Genomic DNA, 24726 nt, shown 5'->3' on the forward strand with positions numbered 1-24726 from the left:
GAAATAATGATGAATATTAAAATACTAGGTACAGGATGCAGAAAGTGCCAGGAGCTTGAAAAAAATACACGTGAAGCAGTAAAGGATTTACAGTTGGAAGCTGAAGTGGAAAAAGTAGAGGAAATCAAGGAAATCATGAAATACAAAGTGATGAGCACACCTGCATTAGTAATTGACGGGAATGTGGTTTCCGCGGGGAAGCTGCTTACTATCAATGATTTGAAAAAGATGCTGTCTTAGTTTAGATCTACAAAAAAAGAACTATAGTGAAAAGCGCTTAGATTTTTCTAATTCTAAGCGCTTTTCTTTCACTTCACTAAAGGATGTTAAGTAAAGAGTATCCTACTCTTCTTTTAAAGGCATTTGTCAGCCGCCTTCAATACAAGTTGCAGCAGAACTTCCTACGATAGAATTTAGTTCTTGAAGCAGCAAAATCAAAAGGTCATTGTTGACTAGAGTTTCCAAAGATTGATTCACAAGTGGAATATTATACTTTGTAAAAACATCGGCAGTTTTTTCCCAAACCTCAACAATTGCTCCAGGTGACATATTAGCTTGTATGACCATCAAAGATTCTCCTTTTACTGGCGTGGTGCAAATAACATTACTGAAACGCCAAGAATACATATTCCAGCACCTAACCAATCGTATAAATCAGGTGTTTTTCTATCAATTCCCCATCCCCATAAAACGGATAAGACAATAAACACTCCACCATAAGCCGCATAAACTCTGCCGAATGATGGAAATGTCTGAAATGTCGCTATAACACCGTAGAGAGCTAAGGCAATCCCGCCAGCTAATCCCCAGTAATAGGGTTTTCCCTCTCTTAGCCATTGCCAAATTAAGTATCCCCCACCTATTTCGGCAAAACCAGCAAGAAGAAACAATAATATTACATGAAAAATTCTAATCACTTCCTAAACCAATCAACTTTTTGGCCTTCCTTTTAAAGTATCTTCTATCCTTTGAATAAAAAACTGACGAAACAATACACCAATTACTTGGACGTTTATGATGTAATTATATCTTAGTTCTTTTAATCATTCGAGCAAATTTCAAGTTCATAAAACAGTTTGTTGGGAGCAAACTAACAATTAGAGAATTTACATTAGCTTAATATTTATTTTACATATAATCACTTGATTATATAAGCGTATTATTATATGATGATTAAGTGATGGAGGTAATGTGTGATGATAAAACAAAGTATAGATATTGAACATGCTGCAGCTTTGCTTAAGCTTCTTGGTGACAAAACAAGATTAACTATGGTGAAGATCCTAGCCGACCATGATTGCTGTGTTTGTGAATTTGTAGAGATTTTCGATACAAGTCAGCCGGCTATTAGCCAGCATATCCGAAAATTAAAGGATGCTGGGTTGGTAAAAGAAAGCAGGAGAGGCCAATGGATCTTTTACTCGCTTAATCAGGAGTATGAACAATTTGATTTTGTACGATTGCTTTTAAATGCACTGCCTAGTCAGGAAGAAAAATTATCAGAACTTGAAAAGCAAGGAAAACGAATTTCTTGTGAATAACGGAGGTGTGTGAATTTGTCATTAGCAATTATAGCTTCACTTATTTTCCTAGTGACACTGACATTGGTCATATGGCAGCCTAAAGGGCTGGGAATTGGCTGGTCAGCGGTGGGTGGAGCGATTTTGGCCCTAATCTTTGGTGTTGTCGATTTCCAGGACGTTATTGATGTTACCGGGATTGTCTGGAATGCGACACTAGCATTTATCGCTATCATTATTATTTCCCTCATTTTAGACGAAATTGGATTTTTTGAATGGTCTGCATTGCACATGGCACGAGCTGCAAAAGGCAACGGTATTAAGATGTTTGTTTACGTATCTCTGTTGGGTGCAGCCGTAGCTGCGTTGTTTGCGAACGATGGGGCGGCCTTGATTTTGACACCAATTGTTTTGGCGATGGTGCGGAATCTGAAATTTGAAGAAAAAATGGTGTTTCCTTTTATTATCGCGAGTGGATTCATTGCCGATACGACTTCATTGCCATTAGTAGTAAGTAACTTGGTAAATATAGTCTCAGCCGATTTCTTTGATATTGGATTCGTCGAATATGCTTCTCGAATGATCGTGCCAAACTTCTTCTCTTTAGCAGCAAGTATTTTGGTTCTATATTTATTCTTCCGTAAAAGCATCCCAAAGAACTATGAGATGTCCGACTTAAAGAAGCCGCTAGAAGCAATCAAGGATATGAAGATGTTCCGCCTATCGTGGGTTGTATTGGGTATCCTGCTTGTCGGATATTTCGCAAGTGAATTCCTGAATATCCCGGTATCGTTTATTGCGGGTATCGTTGCCATTTTCTTTTTGATGATGGCTAGAAGAAGCCCTGCTGTCCACACTTCAAATGTTGTAAAAGGAGCACCGTGGGCAATCGTCTTCTTCTCGATTGGAATGTACGTCGTTGTTTACGGACTGCGTAACGCTGGTTTGACGAACATCCTTGCAGATGTTATCCAGGCTGCGGCTGATCAGGGCTTGTTTGTCGCAACAATCGGCATGGGCTTCATTGCAGCGATTTTATCTTCAATCATGAACAATATGCCAACAGTCATGATAGATGCTTTGGCGATTGCAGATACTAACACAACAGGAGTTATCCGCGAAGCACTTATTTACGCAAATATTATTGGGTCTGACTTGGGTCCGAAGATTACTCCGATTGGTTCATTGGCAACACTTCTATGGCTCCACGTTCTTTCTTTGAAAGGCGTAAAGATTTCATGGGGCACTTATTTTAAAACAGGAATCATTTTAACCATCCCTACTTTGTTTATTACACTTGTAGGACTATATATTTGGTTACTAATTATCTAACAAGGGAGCGAATTAACGATGACTAAAAAAACACTCTACTTTTTATGTACTGGAAACTCTTGCAGAAGCCAAATGGCTGAAGGCTGGGCTAAACAATATCTTGGAGATGAGTGGGAAGTTAAGAGTGCTGGCCTAGAAGCGCACGGCTTAAATCCTAATGCAGTAAAAGCGATGAAAGAGGCAGGAGTAGATATTTCCAACCACACATCTGATGTGATTGACCCTCAAATACTGAATAACGCTGATCTAGTCGTTACTCTTTGTGGCCATGCAGATGAGCATTGCCCAATGACACCACCACACGTAAAACGTGAGCATTGGGGTTTTGATGACCCAGCAAAAGCTGAAGGTACAGAAGAAGAGAAATGGGCTTTCTTCCAGCGGGTACGTGATGAGATTAAAGACCGAATCAAAACATTTGCGGAAACAGGTAAGTAAATCTTATTAGCCAAGAGGTATATTCTCTTGGCTATTTTCAAAACTAAAGGAGTTTTTTGAATGAAAAAAGTCGAAATCTTTGATCCTGCATTATGTTGTCCTACTGGAGTATGTGGACCAAGTGTTGATCCGGAATTGACAAGGATGGCTTCTGCAGTATTCCTTTTACAAAAAAAGGGTTTTGATATTTCTCGATACAACTTGGCAAATGAGCCGGGAAAATTCGCGGAGAATGAGGCTGTCAATAAAATACTCCATGAAAAAGGTGCAGATGCATTGCCAGTTACGTTATTAGATGGAGAGATTATTGCATCAGGGAAGTATCCTACAAATGAACAGCTCTCAGAATGGTCAGGTTTAAGTATTTCTGAACTTAAAGAAAAGAAATCCGTTAAGAAAATTGATTTCAAGTAAGAAAGAAGTGAGAACATGTTCCAACCTTTTAATCCTAAAGTAGCTGTTAACACCCCATTTCTATTTTTTACAGGTAAAGGCGGAGTAGGGAAAACATCTACAGCATGTGCGACTGCCGTTTTTTTAGCTGATCAAGGAAAAAAAGTATTATTAGTTAGTACAGATCCGGCCTCTAATCTGCAAGATGTTTTAGATATTGAATTATCAAATACTCCAATAGCTATACCAAGTGTAAATAACCTTTTTGCATGTAATTTAGATCCTGAAGAGGCGGCAAAAACTTACCGCGAAAAAGTGGTTGGCCCATATCGAGGAAAGCTTCCAGATTCTGTTGTATTAACAATGGTGGAACAATTATCAGGTGCTTGTACAGTTGAAATAGCTGCTTTTGATGAATTTACTAGTTTGCTTGCAGACCCAGCAATTGTAGAGGGGTATGACCATATTATTTTTGACACAGCGCCAACGGGACATACATTGAGACTTCTTCAACTTCCTACTGCATGGACAGGATTCCTAGAAGAGAGCACGCATGGTGCTTCTTGTTTGGGGCCTCTATCAGGGCTTTCAGAAAAGAAGGATATTTACTCCAAGACAGTAGCTGCCCTATCAGATCCTACTAAAACCACTTTAGTCATGGTGACAAGGCCGGATGAATCATCCTTATTCGAAGCTGATCGAGCTTCACAAGAATTGAGAGAGATTGGGATAACAAAACAATTGCTTATTATCAATGGCCTGATGAAGGATTATGTTCCGACTGATGAGGTTTCCACATCCTTTTATCTAAAGCAACGAAATGCATTAAATAAGTTGCCCGATTCTTTGAAACAAGTACCATCATTTTGTTTGCCATTTGTCTCTTATTCTTTAACTGGGATTGATAATCTGCGTTTTCTAATAAAACACTATACGATGTCAGCTTCAGAAACACCTTCTACAGCCCAAAAATATGATTTAGCCGGTTTGAAAGAAGTCATTAAGGATTTTTCCATTAATGGGACCAGGGTTATTTTAACAATGGGCAAAGGCGGAGTAGGGAAAACGACGATGGCATCGACAATTGCAATTGGACTAGTGGAAGAGGGAAAGAAAGTTCATTTAACTACCACTGATCCGGCGGCACATCTTGATTTTATGTTCCGGGATGAAAAAATCAATGAGTTGCTAACCATCAGTAGGATTGATCCCAAGCATGAAGTGGAAGCATACAAAAATGAGGTTCTTTCAAGAGCTAGGGAAGAGTTAGATGAAGCGGGTATTGCTTATCTTGAAGAAGATTTGAATTCTCCATGTACAGAGGAAATCGCTATTTTCCGAGCGTTTGCAGAAGTTGTGAACCGTTCACAGGATGAAATCGTCGTTATTGATACTGCACCCACTGGCCATACTTTACTGCTGTTAGATGCTGCTCAGTCCTATCATAAAGAACTGGCCCGTTCTACAGGTGAAGTACCAGAGAGCGTGGAAAAGCTTTTGCCCCGTTTAAGAAATCCAAAAGAGACGAGTGTAGTAATCGTTACTTTGGCGGAAGCTACACCTGTTTTGGAAGCGAGCCGTTTACAAGAAGATTTAATGCGAGCTGGTATTCAGCCTAAATGGTGGGTAGTAAATCAAAGTCTGTACGCTACTAAAACTATTGATCCCGTTTTAAGTGGGAGAGCTGTATCAGAAGAAAAATGGATCGAGAAAGTAGATAAGGAACTAGCTGTTAAATGTGCAATTGTTCCACTTATTAACCAAGATAATTCGGGTTATAAACACTTGCAAAATTACTTAAAATAAATTTTTGAAGGGTTGAGAAATAATGCAAATCACCAATGATGCGCGTGATCTTTTGAAGCAAGTATTTCATGATCAAGCTGCCAGTGGCATCCGCGTCTACTTTGCGGGCTTTGGCTGAGGAAAACCACAGGTTGGTCTGGCTCTGGATGAGCCGGAAGCAGAGGATAAAGTAGTAACTATAAATGAAATCAGAGTTGCAATAGACCTGAATATTGAAGAACATATCGAAGGTTTAACATTAGATGTTTCAGAAGATAAAAATGCATTTGTTTTGCTAGGAAATGAAAGTGAATGCTGTTAACTAGGGAGGACTTAATAATGAGTGAAAAAAATTATCATGCACTAATTAAGGATCGAATTTTTATTGGAGGTGCAGATGATGTCCATGACGTTATGAAAAATGAAAAGGTAGATGTCATCTTTGATTTGCGTGCAGAAGCCCCTGAAGAAGCTTCTGATTATAACCGTATTCATAGTCCAATTGTGGACGATGAAGGGCGCCAAGAGGAAGCTATTAAGAAGGCGATCAATGAAGTCGTAAATGCCTACAACGAAGGAAAGAAGATTTATTTTCACTGCATGGGAGGCAGCAATCGCACAGGGACGGTTGCAGTTGGAACACTTCTCGATTTGGGTCAAGCTGATACTATTGACGCTGCTGAGGAAATAGCAAAATCTGCTAGACCAAAAATTAATGTAAAACCAGAGATGAAGGAAGCATTAAAGAACATCTATCCGAACGCTTAAACGAAACGAAGGTTCATAATCGTTATTTTGGGAGGGGAAAAATATGTCAGTAGATACTATATATGACGTTATCATTATCGGGGCTGGACCTGCTGGAATGACTGCAGCTGTCTATACTTCACGTGCCAACCTATCAACTCTTATGATTGAACGCGGAGTTCCTGGAGGGCAGATGGTTAACACGGAAGAAGTAGAAAATTACCCAGGCTTTGACCATATACTTGGACCGGACCTTTCTACAAAGATGTTTGAACATGCCAAAAAGTTTGGCGCAGAATATGCCTATGGTGATGTGAAAGAAATCATCGATGGCAAGGAATATAAGACAGTAGTTGCTGGAGCTAAACAATACAAAGCGCGTGCTCTAATCATCTCGGCGGGAGCAGAGTATAAGAAGTTAGGGGCACCAGGTGAGGCAGAGCTTGGAGGACGAGGAGTCTCTTATTGTGCAGTTTGTGATGGCGCGTTCTTTAAAGGGAAAGAACTTGTAGTCGTTGGCGGTGGAGATTCTGCTGTCGAAGAAGCAGTCTATTTAACAAGGTTTGCCTCAAAAGTAACAGTCGTTCACCGAAGAGATGAGTTGCGTGCCCAACCTATTCTTCAAGATCGAGCATTTGCGAATGACAAAATTGATTTTATTTGGAATCACACTGTTAAACAAATCAATGAAAAGGACGGCAAGGTAGGGAGTGTAACTCTAGAGCCCACTAAGAATGGTGAAGAGATGGAATTCAATACTGATGGTGTATTTATTTATATCGGAATGCTTCCTTTGACTAAGCCATTTGAAAAGCTTGGTATAACTAATAGCAACGGTTATATAGAGACAAATGAATTAATGGAAACCAAAGTGCCAGGAATATTTGCTGCCGGTGATATCCGTGAAAAAACACTTAGACAAATCGTTACAGCAACTGGAGATGGCAGTATCGCAGCTCAACAAGCACAACATTTTGTAGAAGAATTGCTGGAAGAGATAAAGGTACAAAATTAATGAGGACCGCAAAGCCACATGAGCTTTGCGGTTTTTTACCTTTGTGGTACATAAACTTACTTCAACTCCAACCTAAAGTATTTTTCCCAAACATCTTTTTAATTAATCAATAATATTTGATGAATAATACTTGTAAGATGCAAATATAAATGTTATAAATTATCTATAATATAAATAATTTATGTTGAGTGTTATGTGATTATAGTTGTAATTTGCAAATAAAAAGGAGATGTTAGAATGTTGGATTTAATTATTATTGGTTCGGGTCCATTTGGAATTTCGTTAGCTTCTCATGCTGTGTATAACAATCTGAACTACAAATTGTTCGGTTATCCAATGGATTTTTGGAAAAATCAGATGCCGCAAGATATGTTCATTCGAACACCACATGAATTTGTTAGTTTTTCTGACTCAAAGGATGAGTTTACTGTTCAACAGTTTGCATTTGAAACTGATATTGAACTGGTTACACCACTTCCAAGGCCAATTTTTGTTCAGTATGCAAACTGGTTTGCACAAAAGTCTGGTATTGAATTTACTCCTAATAAGATCGTCAAGGTTGAATATATGGGAGGATACTACAAAGTAATTAGTGAAACCGGGGAACACTACACGGCGAAGAATGTTGTTGTAGCAACAGGTGTAGAACATTATAAGTATCTTCCAGATTTCCTAAAACAGTTACCTCCTCAATTGGTATCCCATACATCTGGCTACACGAGCTTTTCTCATTTCAAGGGTAAGAGAGTAGTTGTTTTAGGAAGCGGTCAAAGCGCATGGGAGGCTGCTGCGTTATTGTATAGAGATGGGGCGGATGTTGAATTGGTATATCGCAAGGAAGCTCCTAACTACGCAGGCAGCAGGGAAAATGAAATTGCACTTAGAGACGTTGGTGATGTCTTTTATCAACTTCCAATTGAAGAAAAGAAACAGGGTTGGGGACAATCTCCAGGAAGTGTTGCCCACTTTCTAAAACCATATGTTGAAGGGATTGTTCCTCAAAATGCAGAGGTTTCGATTGAACATATTGAACCGATAAAGGAAGATGAGGTCAGGATTGTCTTATCAGATGGGACCGAGAAAACTGTGAATCACATTATTGCAGCAACTGGCTTCCGTATTGATTTAGATAGGGTTCCATTTTTTGATGAAGAGTTATTATCTATTATTGATCGTGAAGAAGGCTATTCTCAGTTTCCTAAATTAAACGAATCCTTCGAATCAAGTTTGTCTGGTTTATATTTTGCAGGTCCATTATCTTCACATAGTCATGGACCTACATTTAGATTTATTCTTGGATTAAGGAAGACTGCATTTTCAATTATTCCTTCCGTAATGGAGAAGAAAAATAATATGGTAAACATTTAAGGAGCAATAAGTGATGAGAAGATCCTTTCAAGAAATAACTCGAAGTTTTGGTTTATTAAATAAAACCTGTTGTTCTGTTGACGGAGTGGATGTGAATGCTGCTCAAAGCCACATTCTTTATGAGATCAGTGCCAATGAAAATCCCTCTATACAGATGGTAGCAGATTTACTGGGAATTGATATTACCACCTTCAGCAGGCAGATTCAAACACTTGTAAAAATGGAATTGGTTAAAAAGATGCCGTCAAAGGAAGATAAAAGGGCCAGTATTCTGGCTTTAACTAAAAAGGGAGAAAAAGTCGCAGAAGAAATTGATCGGCAGGTTAATGAATATCTAAACTCGATTTTTAGCCAAATGACAGACTTTGAGCGAGAAACTGTCCAAAGAGCCATTCATCTAGTTGCGAAAGTGATGACAAGCTCCCCTGTATTTTGCGGTACAAATAAAGACGTTGGCAGTTGTTAAACAGGGGGAATTGCAGATGAATAAAATCATTATCCGGGAAGCTTCTCCAGAAGATGTAGGTGAGATCTTAACCATCTATAACGAAGGAATATCTGACCGTATCGCTACATTGGAAACAACAACAAAAGATAAAGCTTACATGATAGATTGGCTGAATAAACATGCTGACAGATACAAAGTTATTGTGGCTGAACTTGATGGGAAGGTAATTGGCTGGGCAAGCTTAAATCCGTACAATAGCCGGGAGGCATACAACGGTGTAGCCGACCTATCGGTTTACATCAAAAGAGACTATAGGGGCAAAGGGATAGGCAGCAAATTGCTTACTTTTATCGAATCAATAGCCAAAGAACATGGCTTTTATAAAATGGTTCTCTTCACATTTGCTTTTAACGAATTGGGGCAAGGTCTATATAGGAAAAAAGGATATCGAGAAGTCGGTGTATTTCAGAACCAAGGTATGCTAGATGGAAAATTCGTTGATGTAATGGCGATGGAAAAATTATTATATTAGGGGGAAATAACTTGAATTTAAATCGAAAAGAATCTCTTCCTGTTGCAATCATAGGTGGCGGACCAGTTGGGCTTGCAGCTGCTGCTCATCTCGTTAATAAGGGGGAAAAGTTTGTACTGTTTGAAGCAGGAAACACAATTGGTTCAAGTATGTTGAAATGGGGACATGTGAGAATGTTCTCACCATGGGAATATAACGTTGATAAGGAAGCCAAGAAATTACTAAATGATGTGGGATGGGTTTCACCCGATGAGGCGGATTTACCCACGGGGCGTGAGCTTGTAGAAAACTATCTTTTACCGCTAAGTAATTTGCCAATATTGAAAGAGCATATATTTTTAAATGCAAAAGTGGTCGGTGTTGCTAAAAAAGGTCGTGACAAACTTAAAACAGAATCTAGAGACAACGTACCTTTTCAATTGTATGTAGAAATTAATGGGTTAACAAAGGTTTTTGAAGCAAAAGCAATTATTGATGCATCAGGTACCTGGGAAAATCCTAATCCGATTCTTTCTAATGGGATATGGACCAGTTCTGAAAGAAATTTGAATGAAAAAATCTATTATGGAATTCCAAATTTTCAAGAGTTAGAAGATCGATACAAGAACAAAACTGTAATGGTGGTTGGCAGCGGCCACTCGGCCATTAACGCACTCCTAGACCTTGCAGCTTTAAAAGAAAAGCACCCTAACACCATCATTTACTGGGTTCTTCGAAAAAAACATGTAAAGGAAGCCTATGGAGGTCAGGAAAATGATGGTTTACAAGCTCGGGGCGAACTAGGAACACGGATACAAAAGCTGGTTGATATGAAACTAGTAGAGGTTATTACTCCTTTTTATATTCATGAAGTAAACAATGTGGATGGGAAGATATGCGTGTCAGGTGAGTTGAATGGAGAGGAAACCATAATTGGATTGATTGATGAGATTGTGGTAAGCACAGGATTCAGGCCAGATACTAGTTTCCTGAATGAAATTAGGTTAAGTCTAGATTCATCTGTAGAAAGTGTAGAAGCTCTTGCGCCGCTAATTGATCCTAATATTCATAGTTGTGGAACGGTTAGACCTCATGGGGAAGCAGAGTTAAGGCAACCAGAAAAGGATTTTTATATTGTAGGAATGAAAAGTTACGGACGTGCCCCGACCTTCTTGCTTGCAACTGGATATGAACAAGTGAGATCAGTTGTAGCTTACTTAACAGGAGATTATAAGGGAGCTAAGGAAGTACATTTAGAGTTGCCTGAAACGGGAGTATGTAAGACGGATTTTTCTTCAAGCTGCTGTGATTCAGATTCCAATTCCGAAAAAACTGTAGCAACTTCATGTTGCAGTGGGACGCAGCCTGTGGTGTTTGAAATTAAAAAGAATTCTTGCTGCTGATTCCTGAAGACCAGTCTTCAATTTAAGACTGGTCTTTTTTAAATAGAGGTGGAAAATGGAATCTAATAATAAACACACTAAACACACAATTATTGCCATTTCTTTAATTACAGCCATTTGTTTAGCTGGGGATGCAATGCTTTATATAGTTTTGCCCACCCACTGGAAGGAAGCTGGCTTAACTTCATTGGTTCAAGTTGGCATTCTTCTATCGGTTAACCGCTTTGTAAGGCTGCCATTGAACCCATTAATAGGTTATATGTACAAGAGGATAAACTTTCGAACAGGTATACTTTTAGCTGTAATATTAAGTGGGACTACGACTGTGAGTTACGGGTTTGCTCAGGATTTTACTGTTTGGGTGATACTGCGTTCAATATGGGGATTGGCATGGTCACTTTTTAAACTAGGTGCCTTTTTATTAATTTTACAACTCGCTACTGACAGTAATCGTGGAAATTACGTTGGTACCTATAACGGCCTTTATCGTCTAGGAAGTCTAGTTGGGATGTTGATTGGTGGTTTTTTTGCAGATTTATTTGGGATTAAGGTAATTAGTTTCATAATAGGAACCTCAGCACTTTTAAGCATACCTATCATATTTAAGTACATACCCAGAACTATTCAAACCAATGAGGCTTCAGAGAAAAAGCTCTCCCTTCTAACAAACTTTAATTCATTCCTAAATAATAGACTTATTATGATCCTGGGAACAGCATTCCTATTGGTTATGTTACTAGACGGGATGTTAACCGCAACATTGAGTCATATCATTGAGATTAAATACACTGATAAAATAAATCTATTCGGAATAATTGTAGGTGCAGCAACACTGGCTGGCTTAATTCAGGCAATAAGGTGGGGACTTGCACCAATCATTGTAATGAAAATAGGAACTACGCTCGATAAAACTAATCAAAAAAACCGATTTTTATCCTTATTCCTGATATGTGCCGCGTTGCTGTATTTCATTATTCCGAAAGATATTCCGCTACTCGTTTGGATGCCAATTTTACTTGTTCACCTTTTAGTGGCTTCAATTTTAACAACAATTTTGGATGCTATTATCACAGATTATTCATCAAGAGTAATAAATAAAGTCTTTATCATGACCTCTTTTACGTTAATTGTAGACTTAGGTGCTGCACTTGGTCCGATTATTGGGTATACACTAGAACAGGTATTTGGATTAACAAATTTGTTCTGGTTAGCTGGATCTATTTGTTTATTCTTAACTATTGTATGGTACCTAAGAAGAGATGAAGTCTTAAATAAACCGGTGTTTAAAGAAAAAGTCGTTATCAATGAGTATAAATCTAAGGGATAATTTTTCATTTAATTGCTATAGCAACAAAAATTCAAAACCCTGTTTATTCAACAGGGTTTGTGTTATTATTCCTTCTGTTTTCTAAGTAAATTTGAATATTAATGATTCCAGTTAATGTGATACCTATCCATAACAAAAATTCAGGTAAAGCCATTCCTGCTTTTATACTAGAAGCCCAAAGGTTGTTGATGATCATTGGACTATAGAGAATAAGTGCCCCGAGTATCAATAACAAAGTGAAACTTGCATTAATATATCTTTTCGATATACCGATAAGTGCGAAAAGTGCCCCGAGTATGGCTAGAACAACACGTCCGCCATCCAATACAGGAACAGGGATTAAATTAAGTAAAGCAACCATAATACTTAACACGGCAAGTCCTAACCAAAATTCTTGGGCTATATTTGCCATTGAGATATAGGCTCCAATACTATTTTCTAAATCATGCTCTGGAGTAATAATATCCGAAAACTCCAAATTGACAATTAGTGAGTAAAACTTGGGTATTAGAGTAACAAACTTATTGAATACAATAACAAAAGATTCATAGACCGATTGACCTTGTTGAATAAAGAAAACTGTTAGACCAATAAAAAAGCATATAATATTTATAATTATTCCAGCCAAATAAAAAATACATTTTTGAATAAGTGATAGTCTTTGTTCATCTAAAGAGTCAGTTTTTACATATCCCATTATAGGGAGAATGCTGAATTGAAAATTAGTTCCTGAGTAATTAAATTTAATCAGCTTAGGACCCACTCCAACAGAAAAGGTGGAAACCGGAACATTAAATAATCTCGCAGCTAGATAATGGCCCATTTCATGTAGTGTAACGACTAAAAAGAAAATAAAAATTAATTTTAAAATGAGTACTATTTCCACTAATGTTAGAGGTGGAGAGTTAATCAGATAGCTTGATAATGCCCCTAAAACCATCCCATAAAGAGCAAGCTTCATAACTTTATCAATATCACTATCCTTATTGCTTCTTCCTATAACCACCTTTGTCATGAGTATCCCTGCCATGACAATCATTCCCATTGAAGCTAACCCAATAGCTACAACAATTAGATAATACATATCTAACACCTCCATTTAACTATATAAAATATATGTACGAGCTAAATATTTATGAACGGCTTACAGGGAGATTTTTAAATATGGGAGGAGGTATGGCAGTAGGGCCATTGAGTGATGTTTATGAAAACTAATATTAAACCAATGAGTGAAAAGTTAATAATAGTTTTTGGAGGAGGGCAAAAAAACGTAATTTCTTGTCCTTTTAATTGAAATTCAATTTTATTTGGTATATTATTTAATTAATTCAATTCAATAAATAAAAATAGTAACTAAAAGCGAAGCACGCTAGGTTACATGTTGCTACCAATCTATTATTGGTGGCCATGTTCCTTGGCGTGTTTTTTTTGTTACTGAAGGAGGACTGTTACTAAGTGTAGAAAAAACGTTCAGGCTAAGTTGATGTATTACTGAAAAAGTAGGAGGAAGAAGTAAATGGAAAACACTAAAGTTACTGCCGTTTATGCTAGAACCAGCTCACGAAAGCAAGATATTAAATTTCAACTAAAAGCTGCATACCCATATCTAAAAGGTATTGAACCAGAAGGTTTGCTCTGCTTTATTGACGAAGGAGTTTCTGGATCATCTCAGCCATTTGAACTAAAAAAACTACTTGATCTAATTAGAAAAGATTTAGTAGATACTTTGGTAGTTTATGATCGCAGTCGGATGACAACTAGTTTGGATAGCTATCTAGAATTAATCAATTTAATCGACAGGCATCAAGTTAAGGTAATCTTTACTGCAGTAGCAGAAGAAAGGATTGGAGACATATATACAGAAGGCTTAAAGGCTTTGTTAAAGAAATACGAAAGTATTATGTTGTCTAACCGTATAAAAAATGGTTTAAAATTAAAACAGAATAGATAGAAAGAGAATAGAACCGCTTTCAATCTACCACACTTTGTCCTAGAAAGAGAGAGGTTTTTTTACTCCCTAACCTATCTGTAAAAAATTCTGTCTGGACTGTTGACGAAATAATTTATTCATGATAAAAATGGATTTAGAAAGATAATTAGAACATAGATTCGCGGTAATGATCGCATTAATTTAAAATACAGAGATAAACGGAAGGACCGGATTATCTTGTGTATATCAATTTCCTATGGAGATTGAGTACTACACAAGTGATTCGGTCCTTTTTTTGTTTCTGTAACAGTAGTCTATCTTTCTATGAATATCATAAGGAGGATTATAAATGAATAAGGCTTTTGAGAAATATGATTTCCCACAATCAAGTCCGAAGAAGATTCTTATTCCGAGAGTGATCCATAAAGATACACAGCCGAAGGTGGCTTTTCAATTAAAGTTGGACTTTATGGAACAGGACTCGAAAGACAACACAGAGGAAAAGGGAGTATAAATCTTACATCTCCTGTCAAGTATGTTTATAGCACATACTTGGAGGAGATGATAACTTGTCAAAATCAAGGATATCTAAAATTACGTATTCACAGGACCTACCAGTAGAATCTGCTGTTTGGGTGCAAAAATTAATTACCAAACTGTTAATCAATGAATTAGACATTGATTGCTCTGTTAAGGCAAAGCTCCTTCACTCAGCAGATCAAAGGTTCAGATACAAAGGAGGTAACTAATTTTGCAGAAAAGGCTGGTTGTCGTTTATACGAGGGTCAGTTCCAGCTCACAGAATTTACGTGAACAACGTGATGCCGCAAAAAAAGTATTAAAGGCGAGAAACATCAATGAGGATGAAGTACTTTATCTAGAAGATTTCAATGTTTCTGCTACAAAAAACGATGCAAATAATCGTCCAGCTTATAAGAAATTACAGAAATTAATAAGAGAAGGTAGAGTAGCCCTAGTTATTATTTACGCTCGTGATAGAGTACAACGGGATTTTTATGAAGCCTCAGAATTCAATGAACTTGTTAATCTTTATGATGTAGAAGTGATATACACCGCTTCAAATGAAATACCTTTCAACAAAAATTCCAGTATTGAGAATTTCTACGGAATATTTAGTCAGCAGGAAGGTAAGAACATCGGAAGACGTACCAATGATGCGATTAAAAGATATCCAGGAAAAGTCATTGGATTTGAGCGCATTGAAGAAACGCAAGAGAATGGTAAAAAGAAATTACGTTTCTGTTTAGATAATAAACGAAGTAATACGATCAAATCATTATTTGAAGAATTTAGCCGGATTCAAACAAAGGAAGAGTTTGTTAGTGTCTTGGCAAAGTATGGTAGAGAGTTAAGTGGACATGCAACAGTAATGAAAATTTTACAAAGGCCATTCTACTCGGGACATTGTTTCACTGATTATGGCTATGACGAACTCGATCATGTGGAAGCTCTCATTTCACTGGATTTGTTTGAAAAAGTCCAAGCTATCCTTAACCAATTTATTGAGGAATACAATGAGACTGTCTCACGAGCAAAAGACAAGGTGATATTTAATCCCGTTTGTGGGGTTTGTAATAAAATAATGGTATTCAAAAAGGTCCTAGACAAACCTTCTTACTTTGTATGTGGTTCCCGTCATAAGAAAGTGGTAATCGAATTAGATGAATTCAATAAGATTATTGAAGAAACAATCATGAAAGAAACAGAGCTATTTGTTTTAAAAGAATATAAATCTATTTTCAAGATGCATCTTCGTGGTGTAATTGATAATCTGACTTTTCATAAACAACATAAAGAACATCTACTTAATAAATCAATGTTGTCTTTAGCCAGTAATTTTCACTCTAAATACGAGAAATTGAAGTTGGAAATCCAAAGAACTCATGAAGAAATACAAGGAATCGATCATGAAATTACTTTATTACAATCCTTGAGTAATGAAATAAAAACTATTTCACAAATTGTACAACCTGCTCTTGGAAGCCTAACAAAAACTGAATTGGAAACTTTAATAGAGCTCCTTATTAAGGATGTTAAGGTTCATCAAGATTATTTTGAAATAGATTTTTATTCTCTAGTCAACTAGAAAGGAGTTATTTAAAGTGGTGGCAATCCTTAAACCTGCTGTAGGTTACTTACGGAATTCAGACAATAAGCAAAAAGATAATCATTCAGAAGGAATTCAAAAGAGAATGATTACTGAGAAGGCGAAACAAGAAGGGTATGAAATCATTAAATGGAGATTTGATGAAGCTGTAAGTGGTTATCGAAAGCGAGCATCTAAACGTAAAAATATGCAGTTACTACTTGATGATGCAAAAGAGGTTGATGCAATATTTTTCTATGATGAGTCCCGTTTAACCCGCAAAATTTATGACTTTCAGCGGGAGATTTATCTTCCTATTAAGGACCGATTTCCAAAGATAAAATTCTATAGCTCTGAATCAACTAGTGGTGAATGGGATCCAAACGATCCTTTAGTCCAAGCAAAGTTAGTTTTTGCTGCTGAAGAATCGAATATTAAATCTAAGCGAGCAAAAGATGCACAACTCAGCATTCTCGCAAATAATGATTCTGACAAACCAAATCGTCCAGGTACAAGAACACCTGTTGGATATGATTTAGTCGAAGGTATTTTAATGCCAAACGCTGATTCCCCAATTGTTACTAGGATATTTGACATGGCATCTTGGGGATATTCAAATGAAAAAATTAAAGATATTTTAAATACTGAACATGTTAAAACAAAGCATATAAGCCGATGGCATAGCAGTACTATCGATTACATTCTAAAGAATATTGTGTATGCAGGTCATCTTAGTTGGTATGTTAAGCAATCTCAATCTTCCATGAGTGATATAAAAAACGAAGATTTGGAACCTTTTAAGGATGTACATGAACCAATTATTTCTCCTGTAATGTTTTCTGTTGTTACACAGGTTAAAAGCTATAAGAAAAGATACGGCAAGCTAGAAACATCATTTTTCCTTAGGAACCTTTTGTATTGCAGCCAGTGTAACACAGCGTTCAAGACAAAAGATAATTCACCTAAAGGCAAAAGTGGGAAATATCAAGTGTATCGGTGCCAAAACTGCAAAATAAATATTAACGCTGATGACATTCATGCAGAAGTAAAAACAGATTTGTCGAAGAAATGGACATCAAATCTGCATCAAATGATAGACGAAAGCAAGTCTGCCCTAACAGGTTGGATGAAAACATTAAAAGTATGGAAAAAATCAGTAGAACAAACTGAAGAGAGAATTCTCTTTAATGAGCGAATGCTACGCCAACAAGAAGAGCAAGAAGACATTGTAACTATCTTTAAAAGCTCTAAAGAACTAATAAAGGAAGAAAAGCTTAAAATTAATCAAGCAATCGAAAAGATTGAATTGCTTAACAATGACGAGGCATTGCTTGTGGTATATTCTCATTTCAAAAAAGCAGATATCTCCTCATTATCAAATAACGAATTAAGGACTTTGTACTTAACTTTCATAGATAAAATCCAGGTAACATATAGCAGAGATAATGATTTTAAACTCTCTATTAATTATAGACTGAACCCCTTCGTTGATCTTGAAATATCTACTGGTCAAATAACCGAAGAATTGATGAAACAACTGCCTGAAAAACCGAAAGACCTGAAAATGAAAAAATAAACAAAAATGTCATATCTCCAAAATCCATTGATATCAAGGGATTTTGGAGATAGTTAATCGGTGAAGTAACCACAAAAGGATACTTTTCTGGATAAAAAATCGAATACGCTATTAACTTTATGGTCAAAAAACCGAACCTTTAAACAGCTATTGAGAAGTATTTTAAATTTTTGTTTTCGCTTATGTTCGCCATTAGAATAAGACCACATTATCATAAGGAGTAAGGAGGAATTAAAATGTATAATGTTTTGTCAAAGCCTAAAAAACTTAAATCCATTGCATACATTAGGATAGCATCCAGAGAATATATTATAAGCACAGAATCTATAGCCCGAAAAATTAAGGCTAGTCGAACCATGAGCAAATATGATTATCAAAGTTACTCAAAAGCTCATAGTCTAATTAAGGAAAAAATTAATAAAAAATAATAGGTAGGAATGAACATAAACTTAATCATCAACAAACCTATTAGTTGCAGCTGATAATAGTTTAGTTATAGGCCCTTATTGCGGATGTTCTGTATAAACTTTCTGAAGAGGTTGAAGTTAAAATGATTTGTAAAATTGAAAGTGTATTATATATACGTTTAGCAAATAATTCTAGATCATCCTTAGAATTCCAAAGATTAAAAGGTGAGAAATATGCCAAATTAAATTCAATTTCATTGAGCATCATAGAAGATGCCCAATCATCCTGAATTACCCCATTTAATGAACGTACTGGTTTAACAAGTCTAGTTCACATGATAAAAGTTGGACTAACTAACATAGTAATCGTTGATTCTCTTATTAGAATTAGTCGTGATGTAAATCAAAAGCTTTTCTTTCGTTTCCCTAATCGATGAGCACAATGTAAAGCTGATTGTCCTGGAAGAAGCTGAAGTATATAGAAATTAAAAATTATTCACAAATTTGGGCAACTTGTCATACTCCATAACATAAAAGATTCTTATAAAAAAATATAATCAAGCAGAAGCACTGCTAGCAATTTTGTTGAAGGAATTTCATTTCTTCGACGGTTGTTAGTGGTGCTTTTTTTAAACCGATTTTCACTGTAATTAGCATGATATATATATCGAAAGTCTGAAACATAAAAATTCTGATAGAGGTGTTAGTTAATGAAAAAACACATACAAGTTGATTACAGCCAACATTATGACTCAGTTTTAGGTTTAGAAGAAGATTTGGAGAAGGTTAAGGCTTCAGACTTTTTACATTGCTTTGCAGAATTAATAATTAAATATTCGAATCAAATAGAAATGAATCTTAGAATTAAAAGTGAGGAATCAACTCAATGAGGAAAAAAAGAGCTGTTGGTTACAAAAGAAGAAGTCCACGATCAGAAAAGGACTTTGGAAACACGTCATTAGAAAAACAAGAAGATGAAATTATCAATTATTGTATTAAAAACAACATAGAACTAGTTGATATTTATGTCGATGACTTAAAGTCAGGTAGTTCATTTAAGGGTAGAGACGGTTTTATTGAAATGTATAACAGAGTGTTAAAAGAAGAAGAGGAAATAGATTATATCATTGTCTACAAGCAAGATAGACTCTCTCGTGATTCGTTAGATACTTTGTATTTAATGAAAAAACTAAACCAAATTGACAAACATATTATATCCATAGCTGATAGCATTAACACAGAGGATTCTACAGCTAAGATACTTGTTCATGTTTTAGCATTAGTTGCCGAATTAGAAAGAGAATTTATCTCGTTTAGGACGAATTCGGGTATGGAAAAAAGAGCTGAAAATGGAGACTTTCTTGGTGGGAAGAATTATGGATATGAAGTTATAAATAAGAAATTATCAATACTTCCTGAGGAAGCGAAAGTCGTTAAATATATTTTTGATAAGTACTCCTTAGAAAAGTGGGGATATAAAAGGATTGCTGCAAACCTTAATGTTCAAGGAATTAAGACTAAAAACGGAAAAGTATGGACGGTCAGGGCGGTAAAAACGGTTCTTGAGAATCAGCGTTATATAGGAAATAGTAAATGGCGAGGGGAATATACAAAAGGGCAGCATACTCCAATCATTGAAAAGTCTTTATGGGATGAAACAAGGAAGGTTATGCAAGTAAGAAGTTTCACACCTCAAAAGGTACATCCAGGATCTTTCCCATTGAGCGGAATACTTAAATGCCCACAATGCATGGGACCAATGGTTCAAGGTAACAGTGGTCCGAAATATAAGTATTATCAGTGCAATAAAAATAAAAACAGTGGTAGTAGTGTATGTTCTTCCAATCTCATTAAAAAGGAGTATGCTGAAGAATTTGTACTAAAGGATTTCTTACATCATCTCAAGGAAAAAGTTTCACCATCAACTATTTACTCTGTTACACAGTCAATATTAAGATACGAATTAAATCCTTTGGAGCATGAAGCTAGTAATCTAAAAAAACAGATTGAAAAGATAGAGCGAGAGATGATGAAAATAATGGAACATTCTAGTGACCCAACTCTTAATTTAGATACCAATATGATTAAAAACCATTTAGCAGCAAAACAAGATGAAATAAACAAAATAAAATCTGCTCTTGCTGACATTGCAAAGCAAATTGAGTTGAAACAAAATGAATCAATTATGGACATCATAGAATTTTCTATTAAAAATTTTGAGAAGTTTTACCATACACTCTCTGATGAAGAAAAGAAGATATTTTTTCATTCTGTAATTAAAGAGATTCATGTAGCTAAAGCTGAAAAAACAAAAGATCGACTCATTAAAGATATAATATATCAATTTGATTTGGAGAAACTGAATTACTTAGTCGAATAAATAATTTCTATGATTTAAATTGTCATTCCATAGAGATTAAGAGCTGGTTCATACTGTTATCCAAAAGAAAACCATAAGCGATTATGATAAAAATTGCTTATGGTTTTCTTTTTGGTTAATATTTTATTTTAGAATTTATTCTGTAAATAATAAAACTTTTAAGTCTTAGCAACGTCTTTTTTAAAATTCTTCTTCTCAAAGTCCGTCCTTAATTCCAAATTAGGGAGCCTTACCAAACAGCTAGCTCTTTTTGTATGACCGAAACGGTTACGATCCATGTTTGCGAATAAATAAACATCCTGTTTAGCTCTGGTAACAGCTACATAAAAAAGACTAAGCTCTTCTTCAAAACGGGTTTTAAACTGACTCAAAAAATTAAACTCACATGTTTTCTCGTAAAGGGTATTCCCTCCGTTCCTACCACAATCGCTACAGATACTTCTGCTTGAAGGAAAAATATATGATGTCATTTCAGGAAGATAGACATAATCCCATTCCAGTCCCTTTGATCCATGTATTGTAGTAAGGGTTATTGGTTCATCCATCTCATTAAGAAGGTGTTTTAAACTGCCGTTTGCCAAAATGAACATAACTTTATTATGCTTCTCGATTTTCGTTAAGCCGGAGTATTTAAGACTTTGGAACAATATTTCTAAAAGCCTATACAATGAATCAAAGATGTACATATTCGCAGGATTATTAATGATAATATTTCGTTTTTCTACAAGCCTTGATAAAACCTTGTTTAGTACTTTTTGGGATACTACCTTGCCTAATCCACTCTCTTCAATGAATAATGTTAGTGTAATGTCATGGAACATAACGTATTCTGGATTTTGATCGCTAAAAAGACCATTGAAATAAGGAATCTGCATTTTTTCCAATTCATTTATGACATGACTAGCCGCAAACCCTGCCCTTACAAGTACAGATGCTTTTTTTCCATTTGCTGTATTTTGAAGAATATGATTAACAATAAACTTTGCTTCACCGGAGGTGGTTTTAAAGAACTTGAAGTTGGCCATTGCTTTTTCTTCGTAAAGTTCAATTTTTTCATAATTCTTAAAGATTCCTCTTAAATATCTATCAAGTTCGGACATGCGTTTATTTTCTTTAAAACGGTGATTAGTTTTGAACTCTATTTCTTTTATTTTGTATCGGGATGCCATGTAACTGAACAAATTAGGAATAGCACCCAGGAAACCGTAAATTTTTTGTATGTCGTCTCCCATAAGAACGATTTTATTTTCACCAATTAAAGACGTAATCAATCGATAAGATAAATAATTTGTATCCTGAAACTCATCGACAATGACCATACAAAAGTACTTCTGATAAAAACTCCTGATAGTCTTTATTCCTAATAGCCTAACAGCTATCAGCAGCAAGCCATTAAAGGTCATAAGGTTATTCGGGATCAGTTTTTCTTTGAGGATTTTCAAATAATCTTTCTCAAGCTCGACAAGCTTTTCTATATTAATTTCTTTTAAGTAACTATCATAATTTAACAGAATTGAATGTTCTGATTCAGTTAATTTTCTCATTATTTCTCTAGCACTTTCGGGCGCAATCAAGAATGAGTCGATGTCTACCAAATCTTCATTTATGATATGTCCATGTCTTCTTATTAATTTCATCGAGAAATTATGGTAGTTTGAAACACTAAGTTTCTTTGCGACATCCAATTCTTTACCGAGTAAAAGAGGAAGAATTTGCTGTGTATCTTCCTTTATCTTGGCTGCTGCATTGATACTGAAAGTCAGAGCTAATATTTTCTTAAAATTTATCTTCTCGTTTGAGACAATTTCATAAGCGATTTTACTAACCATACTCTTTGTTTTACCGCAACCTGCTGGAGCTGTTACAATTAGCCTCTTGTCCTCACTAAATATAAACCCCAGCTGTTCTATATCAGAACCGTGAATTTCTTCAATTCTTTTTGAAATCTCAACCTTATTCATTACCTTCCACCTTACCTACAACTGAATTAATGAGTTTTTTAAAACATTCAGGTATTTCATTAACGTACTGTGCAAGGAGAGATCCATTTATTGCATTTTTGTTATCACGCAACCTTTTTATTTCAATTTCCCGGTTATCAATGAGAAATTTTTGCCGCACACTAAATGGGATTCTGTAGCCTAACGGATTTGTAATAAACTCTTTTGGATTAAAAGAGTCGCAGTCCTTTTTGAGTTTACTGATTATACTATTTACTTGTTCTATCTGTATAAGATATCTTAGATAACTTCTGAATTTAAAATGTGAATAGACTTCCTCTTCGAAGTCTTCTTCTTTAGTAAAAATAATATCATCTCTACCTGAGTAAGAACTTTCTTTATCTCTATCAATAATTGCTATGGCATTAATATAAAATGCTCTGTACAATTGCATACAACGCAAAACACTATCTGCACCGTCCAATTTAATAACACCTATTCCCTTTTCATCTATATCATAGTTCATTCGGTTAATGAAAACAGGGACTGCTCCATATTCAGTATCACCTTCTACAAGAATCACATGTTTACTAAACATAGCTTCTTTAATGTAAATAAAGCTCCGCACTAAATGCTTGTGGACTTTTTCTTCAAAATTTATCTTTTGGCCGGAAATAACTCGTGTCACATTATCGATTTGGAATAGTCTAGTAATCTGCTTATAATCATCCGGTAAAATATTTGGTGAGTGGGTTATAATGAAAACCTGACCTATAAATCCATCAATCCCGAATAACTCCCAGACTAAATTTGCGAACTCTTTGTTTTTATTTGAAAGAATATTTTTCAAGCTTTTTATTAAAGCTCTCTGCCTGTATGGGTGCTGGTGGATTTCCGGCTCATCCAAGGCTAAAATAAGAGGAAGAAATCTTTTGCCATTTTCATATGTTATCAGTAGACCTTCAAAATCTTCTGCTTTTTTAGTTGTTTTTAGATTTATTAAGAGTTCTAGAATGTTTAAAAAGATGTTGAATGAATACCTCAGTCCATCGCCTAATCTATCTAAACTTCTTCCACTATCGTCTCCAATCTCGAGTAACCTGTTAATTATATTATCATTATCACTATTTACAAATGCCTGTATTTTTTCACCTGATAGTCCGTTCAGCCTTCCAATCTGCATATTAAAGTCTTCAACTATGTGTTCAATATCATGTATTTTTATTAAATCAACTTCATTTATTTCTTTATTCTTCAGACTATTTTTCATTAAATAATTCAGAACTTTTCCGGTCCCTATATTATTTATAAAATTTATCTCCTTATTTGGAGACCTTAAAGATGAGTAGTAGACAAAATTTAATGCCTTGACCGTTCTAAAGTTTATTCTAGTCCCTGGTGTTGAATGGTGAAAATACTCTATTCTATCATCCGCAGTTTCCTGTACGGCCTTAATTGTGATTTTAAATTCATCTTCAATATCAAAATTATTTTCGAAAAAGCCTAATACTTCTTCAGAATACTCAATTGTAAAAGTAACCTGAATTGGCTCCTTTAAGTCATAGAAATCCTTTTCATCAAATCTGCCTTTATTCAATAAGGAATTTAACAACTCCATTACATTAGTCTTCCCTATATTATTGTCACCAACTATGAAGTTCATATTTTTGTCAAAGAAAAATTGTGTTCCAGTTAGGTTTCTATAGTTTTTAATTTCTTTTATTTCACTTATAAACATAATGAATCGCCTCATTCTAATAGAAGTATTTCACAAGATTTAAAACAGTTTATACGCCGTTCTAGAAAAATAACTTTTCCTTAATAGTAACAATGTAACTAGAACCTGGCTGAACAACCTAAAATTTCCTTAGAAAGTAGGGTATTGCTTTGGACATATAAAAAGAGAATTATTTAATGACTAGCCTCTTATTGTAATCAAGTCATTCCTTAACACTTAAGATACGAAAGATATCCCTTTAAAAATTTAACCGCAATAATAGTTCGGCATATTTATACATTTTAATTTTTCCTTTTGGTCAAATAGTCTTAACTAAATATTACCATTAATTAATTTCGTATAAAAAGTACTTTCATTTCAT

General features: G+C 35.4%; 24 protein-coding genes. 19 read left to right on the forward strand and 5 right to left on the reverse strand.

Annotation, left to right across the window (positions count from 1 at the left end; all coding sequences use genetic code 11):
• The first annotated feature begins 6 nt into the window (after window positions 1-6).
• Window positions 7-240 carry a thioredoxin family protein gene (locus AB5I83_RS07000; RefSeq protein ID WP_448974025.1) on the forward strand — a complete coding sequence of 78 codons (234 nt, stop codon included), beginning with the start codon at window positions 7-9 and terminating at the stop codon, window positions 238-240.
• Between the two features lie 126 nt (window positions 241-366).
• Here AB5I83_RS07000 and AB5I83_RS07005 read toward each other — a convergent pair whose 3' ends face one another.
• Entirely contained in the window at window positions 367-567 is a 201-nt protein-coding gene (locus AB5I83_RS07005; RefSeq protein ID WP_448974026.1) for a hypothetical protein, read from the reverse strand.
• A 14-nt stretch (window positions 568-581) separates the two neighbouring features.
• Window positions 582-908, reverse strand: a complete 327-nt coding sequence (locus AB5I83_RS07010; RefSeq protein WP_448975239.1) for a YnfA family protein — start codon at window positions 906-908, stop codon at window positions 582-584.
• A 288-nt stretch (window positions 909-1196) separates the two neighbouring features.
• On the opposite strand from AB5I83_RS07010, the gene AB5I83_RS07015 reads away from it, so the two are divergent.
• The 12 genes from AB5I83_RS07015 to AB5I83_RS07070 all read left to right on the forward strand — a co-directional run bounded on the left by AB5I83_RS07015 (window position 1197) and on the right by AB5I83_RS07070 (window position 12287).
• The gene (locus AB5I83_RS07015) at window positions 1197-1541 is read left to right on the forward strand and encodes an ArsR/SmtB family transcription factor (RefSeq protein ID WP_448974028.1); all 345 of its coding nucleotides are present in this window, start codon (window positions 1197-1199) and stop codon (window positions 1539-1541) included.
• Window positions 1542-1556: 15 nt separating this feature from the next.
• Complete coding sequence (locus tag AB5I83_RS07020; protein WP_448974030.1) at window positions 1557-2852, forward strand: arsenic transporter; 1296 nt, start codon at window positions 1557-1559, stop codon at window positions 2850-2852.
• Window positions 2853-2870: 18 nt separating this feature from the next.
• Window positions 2871-3290, forward strand: coding sequence for an arsenate reductase (thioredoxin) (gene arsC / locus AB5I83_RS07025; protein WP_214783720.1), 420 nt, complete (start codon window positions 2871-2873; stop codon window positions 3288-3290).
• 60 nt (window positions 3291-3350) lie between these two features.
• On the forward strand, window positions 3351-3704 hold the full coding sequence (gene arsD, locus AB5I83_RS07030) for an arsenite efflux transporter metallochaperone ArsD (RefSeq protein WP_448974032.1): 354 nt from the start codon (window positions 3351-3353) through the stop codon (window positions 3702-3704).
• A gap of 15 nt (window positions 3705-3719) precedes the next feature.
• Window positions 3720-5489: an arsenical pump-driving ATPase gene (gene arsA / locus AB5I83_RS07035; protein ID WP_448974034.1), complete on the forward strand. Its 1770-nt coding sequence runs from the start codon at window positions 3720-3722 to the stop codon at window positions 5487-5489.
• A gap of 318 nt (window positions 5490-5807) precedes the next feature.
• On the forward strand, window positions 5808-6236 hold the full coding sequence (locus AB5I83_RS07040; protein ID WP_448974036.1) for a protein-tyrosine phosphatase family protein: 429 nt from the start codon (window positions 5808-5810) through the stop codon (window positions 6234-6236).
• A 43-nt stretch (window positions 6237-6279) separates the two neighbouring features.
• Window positions 6280-7230: a thioredoxin-disulfide reductase gene (gene trxB, locus AB5I83_RS07045; protein ID WP_448974038.1), complete on the forward strand. Its 951-nt coding sequence runs from the start codon at window positions 6280-6282 to the stop codon at window positions 7228-7230.
• A gap of 237 nt (window positions 7231-7467) precedes the next feature.
• Window positions 7468-8598, forward strand: coding sequence for an NAD(P)-binding domain-containing protein (locus tag AB5I83_RS07050; protein WP_448974040.1), 1131 nt, complete (start codon window positions 7468-7470; stop codon window positions 8596-8598).
• A 13-nt stretch (window positions 8599-8611) separates the two neighbouring features.
• The gene (locus tag AB5I83_RS07055) at window positions 8612-9064 is read left to right on the forward strand and encodes a MarR family winged helix-turn-helix transcriptional regulator (RefSeq protein WP_448974042.1); all 453 of its coding nucleotides are present in this window, start codon (window positions 8612-8614) and stop codon (window positions 9062-9064) included.
• A gap of 16 nt (window positions 9065-9080) precedes the next feature.
• Window positions 9081-9578 carry an arsinothricin resistance N-acetyltransferase ArsN1 family A gene (locus tag AB5I83_RS07060; protein ID WP_448974044.1) on the forward strand — a complete coding sequence of 166 codons (498 nt, stop codon included), beginning with the start codon at window positions 9081-9083 and terminating at the stop codon, window positions 9576-9578.
• 11 nt (window positions 9579-9589) lie between these two features.
• Window positions 9590-10960: an NAD(P)-binding domain-containing protein gene (locus AB5I83_RS07065; protein WP_448974046.1), complete on the forward strand. Its 1371-nt coding sequence runs from the start codon at window positions 9590-9592 to the stop codon at window positions 10958-10960.
• 55 nt (window positions 10961-11015) lie between these two features.
• Entirely contained in the window at window positions 11016-12287 is a 1272-nt protein-coding gene (locus AB5I83_RS07070; RefSeq protein WP_448974047.1) for an MFS transporter, read from the forward strand.
• Between the two features lie 43 nt (window positions 12288-12330).
• On the opposite strand, the gene AB5I83_RS07075 is transcribed toward AB5I83_RS07070, so the two are convergent.
• Window positions 12331-13371: a site-2 protease family protein gene (locus AB5I83_RS07075; RefSeq protein ID WP_448974049.1), complete on the reverse strand. Its 1041-nt coding sequence runs from the start codon at window positions 13369-13371 to the stop codon at window positions 12331-12333.
• A 432-nt stretch (window positions 13372-13803) separates the two neighbouring features.
• Between AB5I83_RS07075 and AB5I83_RS07080 the strand changes: the two genes are divergently transcribed.
• The 6 genes from AB5I83_RS07080 (at window position 13804) to AB5I83_RS07105 (ending at window position 20687) form a co-directional block, all read left to right on the forward strand.
• Window positions 13804-14238 (forward strand): recombinase family protein, encoded by a 435-nt coding sequence (locus tag AB5I83_RS07080; protein WP_448974051.1) that lies wholly within the window; start codon window positions 13804-13806, stop codon window positions 14236-14238.
• Window positions 14239-14566: 328 nt separating this feature from the next.
• Window positions 14567-14731: a hypothetical protein gene (locus AB5I83_RS07085; RefSeq protein WP_448974053.1), complete on the forward strand. Its 165-nt coding sequence runs from the start codon at window positions 14567-14569 to the stop codon at window positions 14729-14731.
• A 237-nt stretch (window positions 14732-14968) separates the two neighbouring features.
• Window positions 14969-16324 carry a recombinase family protein gene (locus AB5I83_RS07090; protein WP_448974055.1) on the forward strand — a complete coding sequence of 452 codons (1356 nt, stop codon included), beginning with the start codon at window positions 14969-14971 and terminating at the stop codon, window positions 16322-16324.
• Between the two features lie 16 nt (window positions 16325-16340).
• On the forward strand, window positions 16341-17900 hold the full coding sequence (locus AB5I83_RS07095; protein WP_448974057.1) for a recombinase family protein: 1560 nt from the start codon (window positions 16341-16343) through the stop codon (window positions 17898-17900).
• Between the two features lie 1117 nt (window positions 17901-19017).
• On the forward strand, window positions 19018-19197 hold the full coding sequence (locus AB5I83_RS07100) for a hypothetical protein (RefSeq protein WP_448974059.1): 180 nt from the start codon (window positions 19018-19020) through the stop codon (window positions 19195-19197).
• Entirely contained in the window at window positions 19194-20687 is a 1494-nt protein-coding gene (locus tag AB5I83_RS07105; RefSeq protein ID WP_448974061.1) for a recombinase family protein, read from the forward strand. The genes AB5I83_RS07100 and AB5I83_RS07105 overlap by 4 nt, the downstream gene beginning before the upstream one ends.
• A gap of 158 nt (window positions 20688-20845) precedes the next feature.
• Here the strand turns inward: AB5I83_RS07105 and AB5I83_RS07110 are convergent, their stop codons facing one another.
• Window positions 20846-22648: a UvrD-helicase domain-containing protein gene (locus AB5I83_RS07110; protein ID WP_448974062.1), complete on the reverse strand. Its 1803-nt coding sequence runs from the start codon at window positions 22646-22648 to the stop codon at window positions 20846-20848.
• Entirely contained in the window at window positions 22641-24365 is a 1725-nt protein-coding gene (locus tag AB5I83_RS07115; protein ID WP_448974064.1) for an ATP-dependent nuclease, read from the reverse strand. The genes AB5I83_RS07110 and AB5I83_RS07115 overlap by 8 nt, the downstream gene beginning before the upstream one ends.
• Window positions 24366-24726: the final 361 nt, after the last annotated feature.

This window comes from Mesobacillus sp. LC4, from assembly GCF_053543455.1.

Bases quoted from the DNA above. Each gene is read 5' to 3' on its own strand.
- arsA (WP_448974034.1), top strand. From the start codon at position 3,720: ATGTTCCAACCTTTTAATCCTAAAGTAGCTGTTAACACCCCATTTCTA.
- AB5I83_RS07100 (WP_448974059.1), top strand. From the start codon at position 19,018: ATGAAAAAACACATACAAGTTGATTACAGCCAACATTATGACTCAGTT.
- AB5I83_RS07075 (WP_448974049.1), bottom strand. From the start codon at position 13,371: ATGTATTATCTAATTGTTGTAGCTATTGGGTTAGCTTCAATGGGAATG.
- AB5I83_RS07055 (WP_448974042.1), top strand. From the start codon at position 8,612: ATGAGAAGATCCTTTCAAGAAATAACTCGAAGTTTTGGTTTATTAAAT.
- trxB (WP_448974038.1), top strand. From the start codon at position 6,280: ATGTCAGTAGATACTATATATGACGTTATCATTATCGGGGCTGGACCT.
- AB5I83_RS07080 (WP_448974051.1), top strand. From the start codon at position 13,804: ATGGAAAACACTAAAGTTACTGCCGTTTATGCTAGAACCAGCTCACGA.
- AB5I83_RS07015 (WP_448974028.1), top strand. From the start codon at position 1,197: ATGATAAAACAAAGTATAGATATTGAACATGCTGCAGCTTTGCTTAAG.
- AB5I83_RS07115 (WP_448974064.1), bottom strand. From the start codon at position 24,365: ATGTTTATAAGTGAAATAAAAGAAATTAAAAACTATAGAAACCTAACT.
- AB5I83_RS07050 (WP_448974040.1), top strand. From the start codon at position 7,468: ATGTTGGATTTAATTATTATTGGTTCGGGTCCATTTGGAATTTCGTTA.
- AB5I83_RS07085 (WP_448974053.1), top strand. From the start codon at position 14,567: ATGAATAAGGCTTTTGAGAAATATGATTTCCCACAATCAAGTCCGAAG.
- AB5I83_RS07005 (WP_448974026.1), bottom strand. From the start codon at position 567: ATGGTCATACAAGCTAATATGTCACCTGGAGCAATTGTTGAGGTTTGG.
- AB5I83_RS07105 (WP_448974061.1), top strand. From the start codon at position 19,194: ATGAGGAAAAAAAGAGCTGTTGGTTACAAAAGAAGAAGTCCACGATCA.
- AB5I83_RS07000 (WP_448974025.1), top strand. From the start codon at position 7: ATGATGAATATTAAAATACTAGGTACAGGATGCAGAAAGTGCCAGGAG.
- arsD (WP_448974032.1), top strand. From the start codon at position 3,351: ATGAAAAAAGTCGAAATCTTTGATCCTGCATTATGTTGTCCTACTGGA.
- AB5I83_RS07060 (WP_448974044.1), top strand. From the start codon at position 9,081: ATGAATAAAATCATTATCCGGGAAGCTTCTCCAGAAGATGTAGGTGAG.
- AB5I83_RS07110 (WP_448974062.1), bottom strand. From the start codon at position 22,648: ATGAATAAGGTTGAGATTTCAAAAAGAATTGAAGAAATTCACGGTTCT.
- arsC (WP_214783720.1), top strand. From the start codon at position 2,871: ATGACTAAAAAAACACTCTACTTTTTATGTACTGGAAACTCTTGCAGA.
- AB5I83_RS07040 (WP_448974036.1), top strand. From the start codon at position 5,808: ATGAGTGAAAAAAATTATCATGCACTAATTAAGGATCGAATTTTTATT.
- AB5I83_RS07070 (WP_448974047.1), top strand. From the start codon at position 11,016: ATGGAATCTAATAATAAACACACTAAACACACAATTATTGCCATTTCT.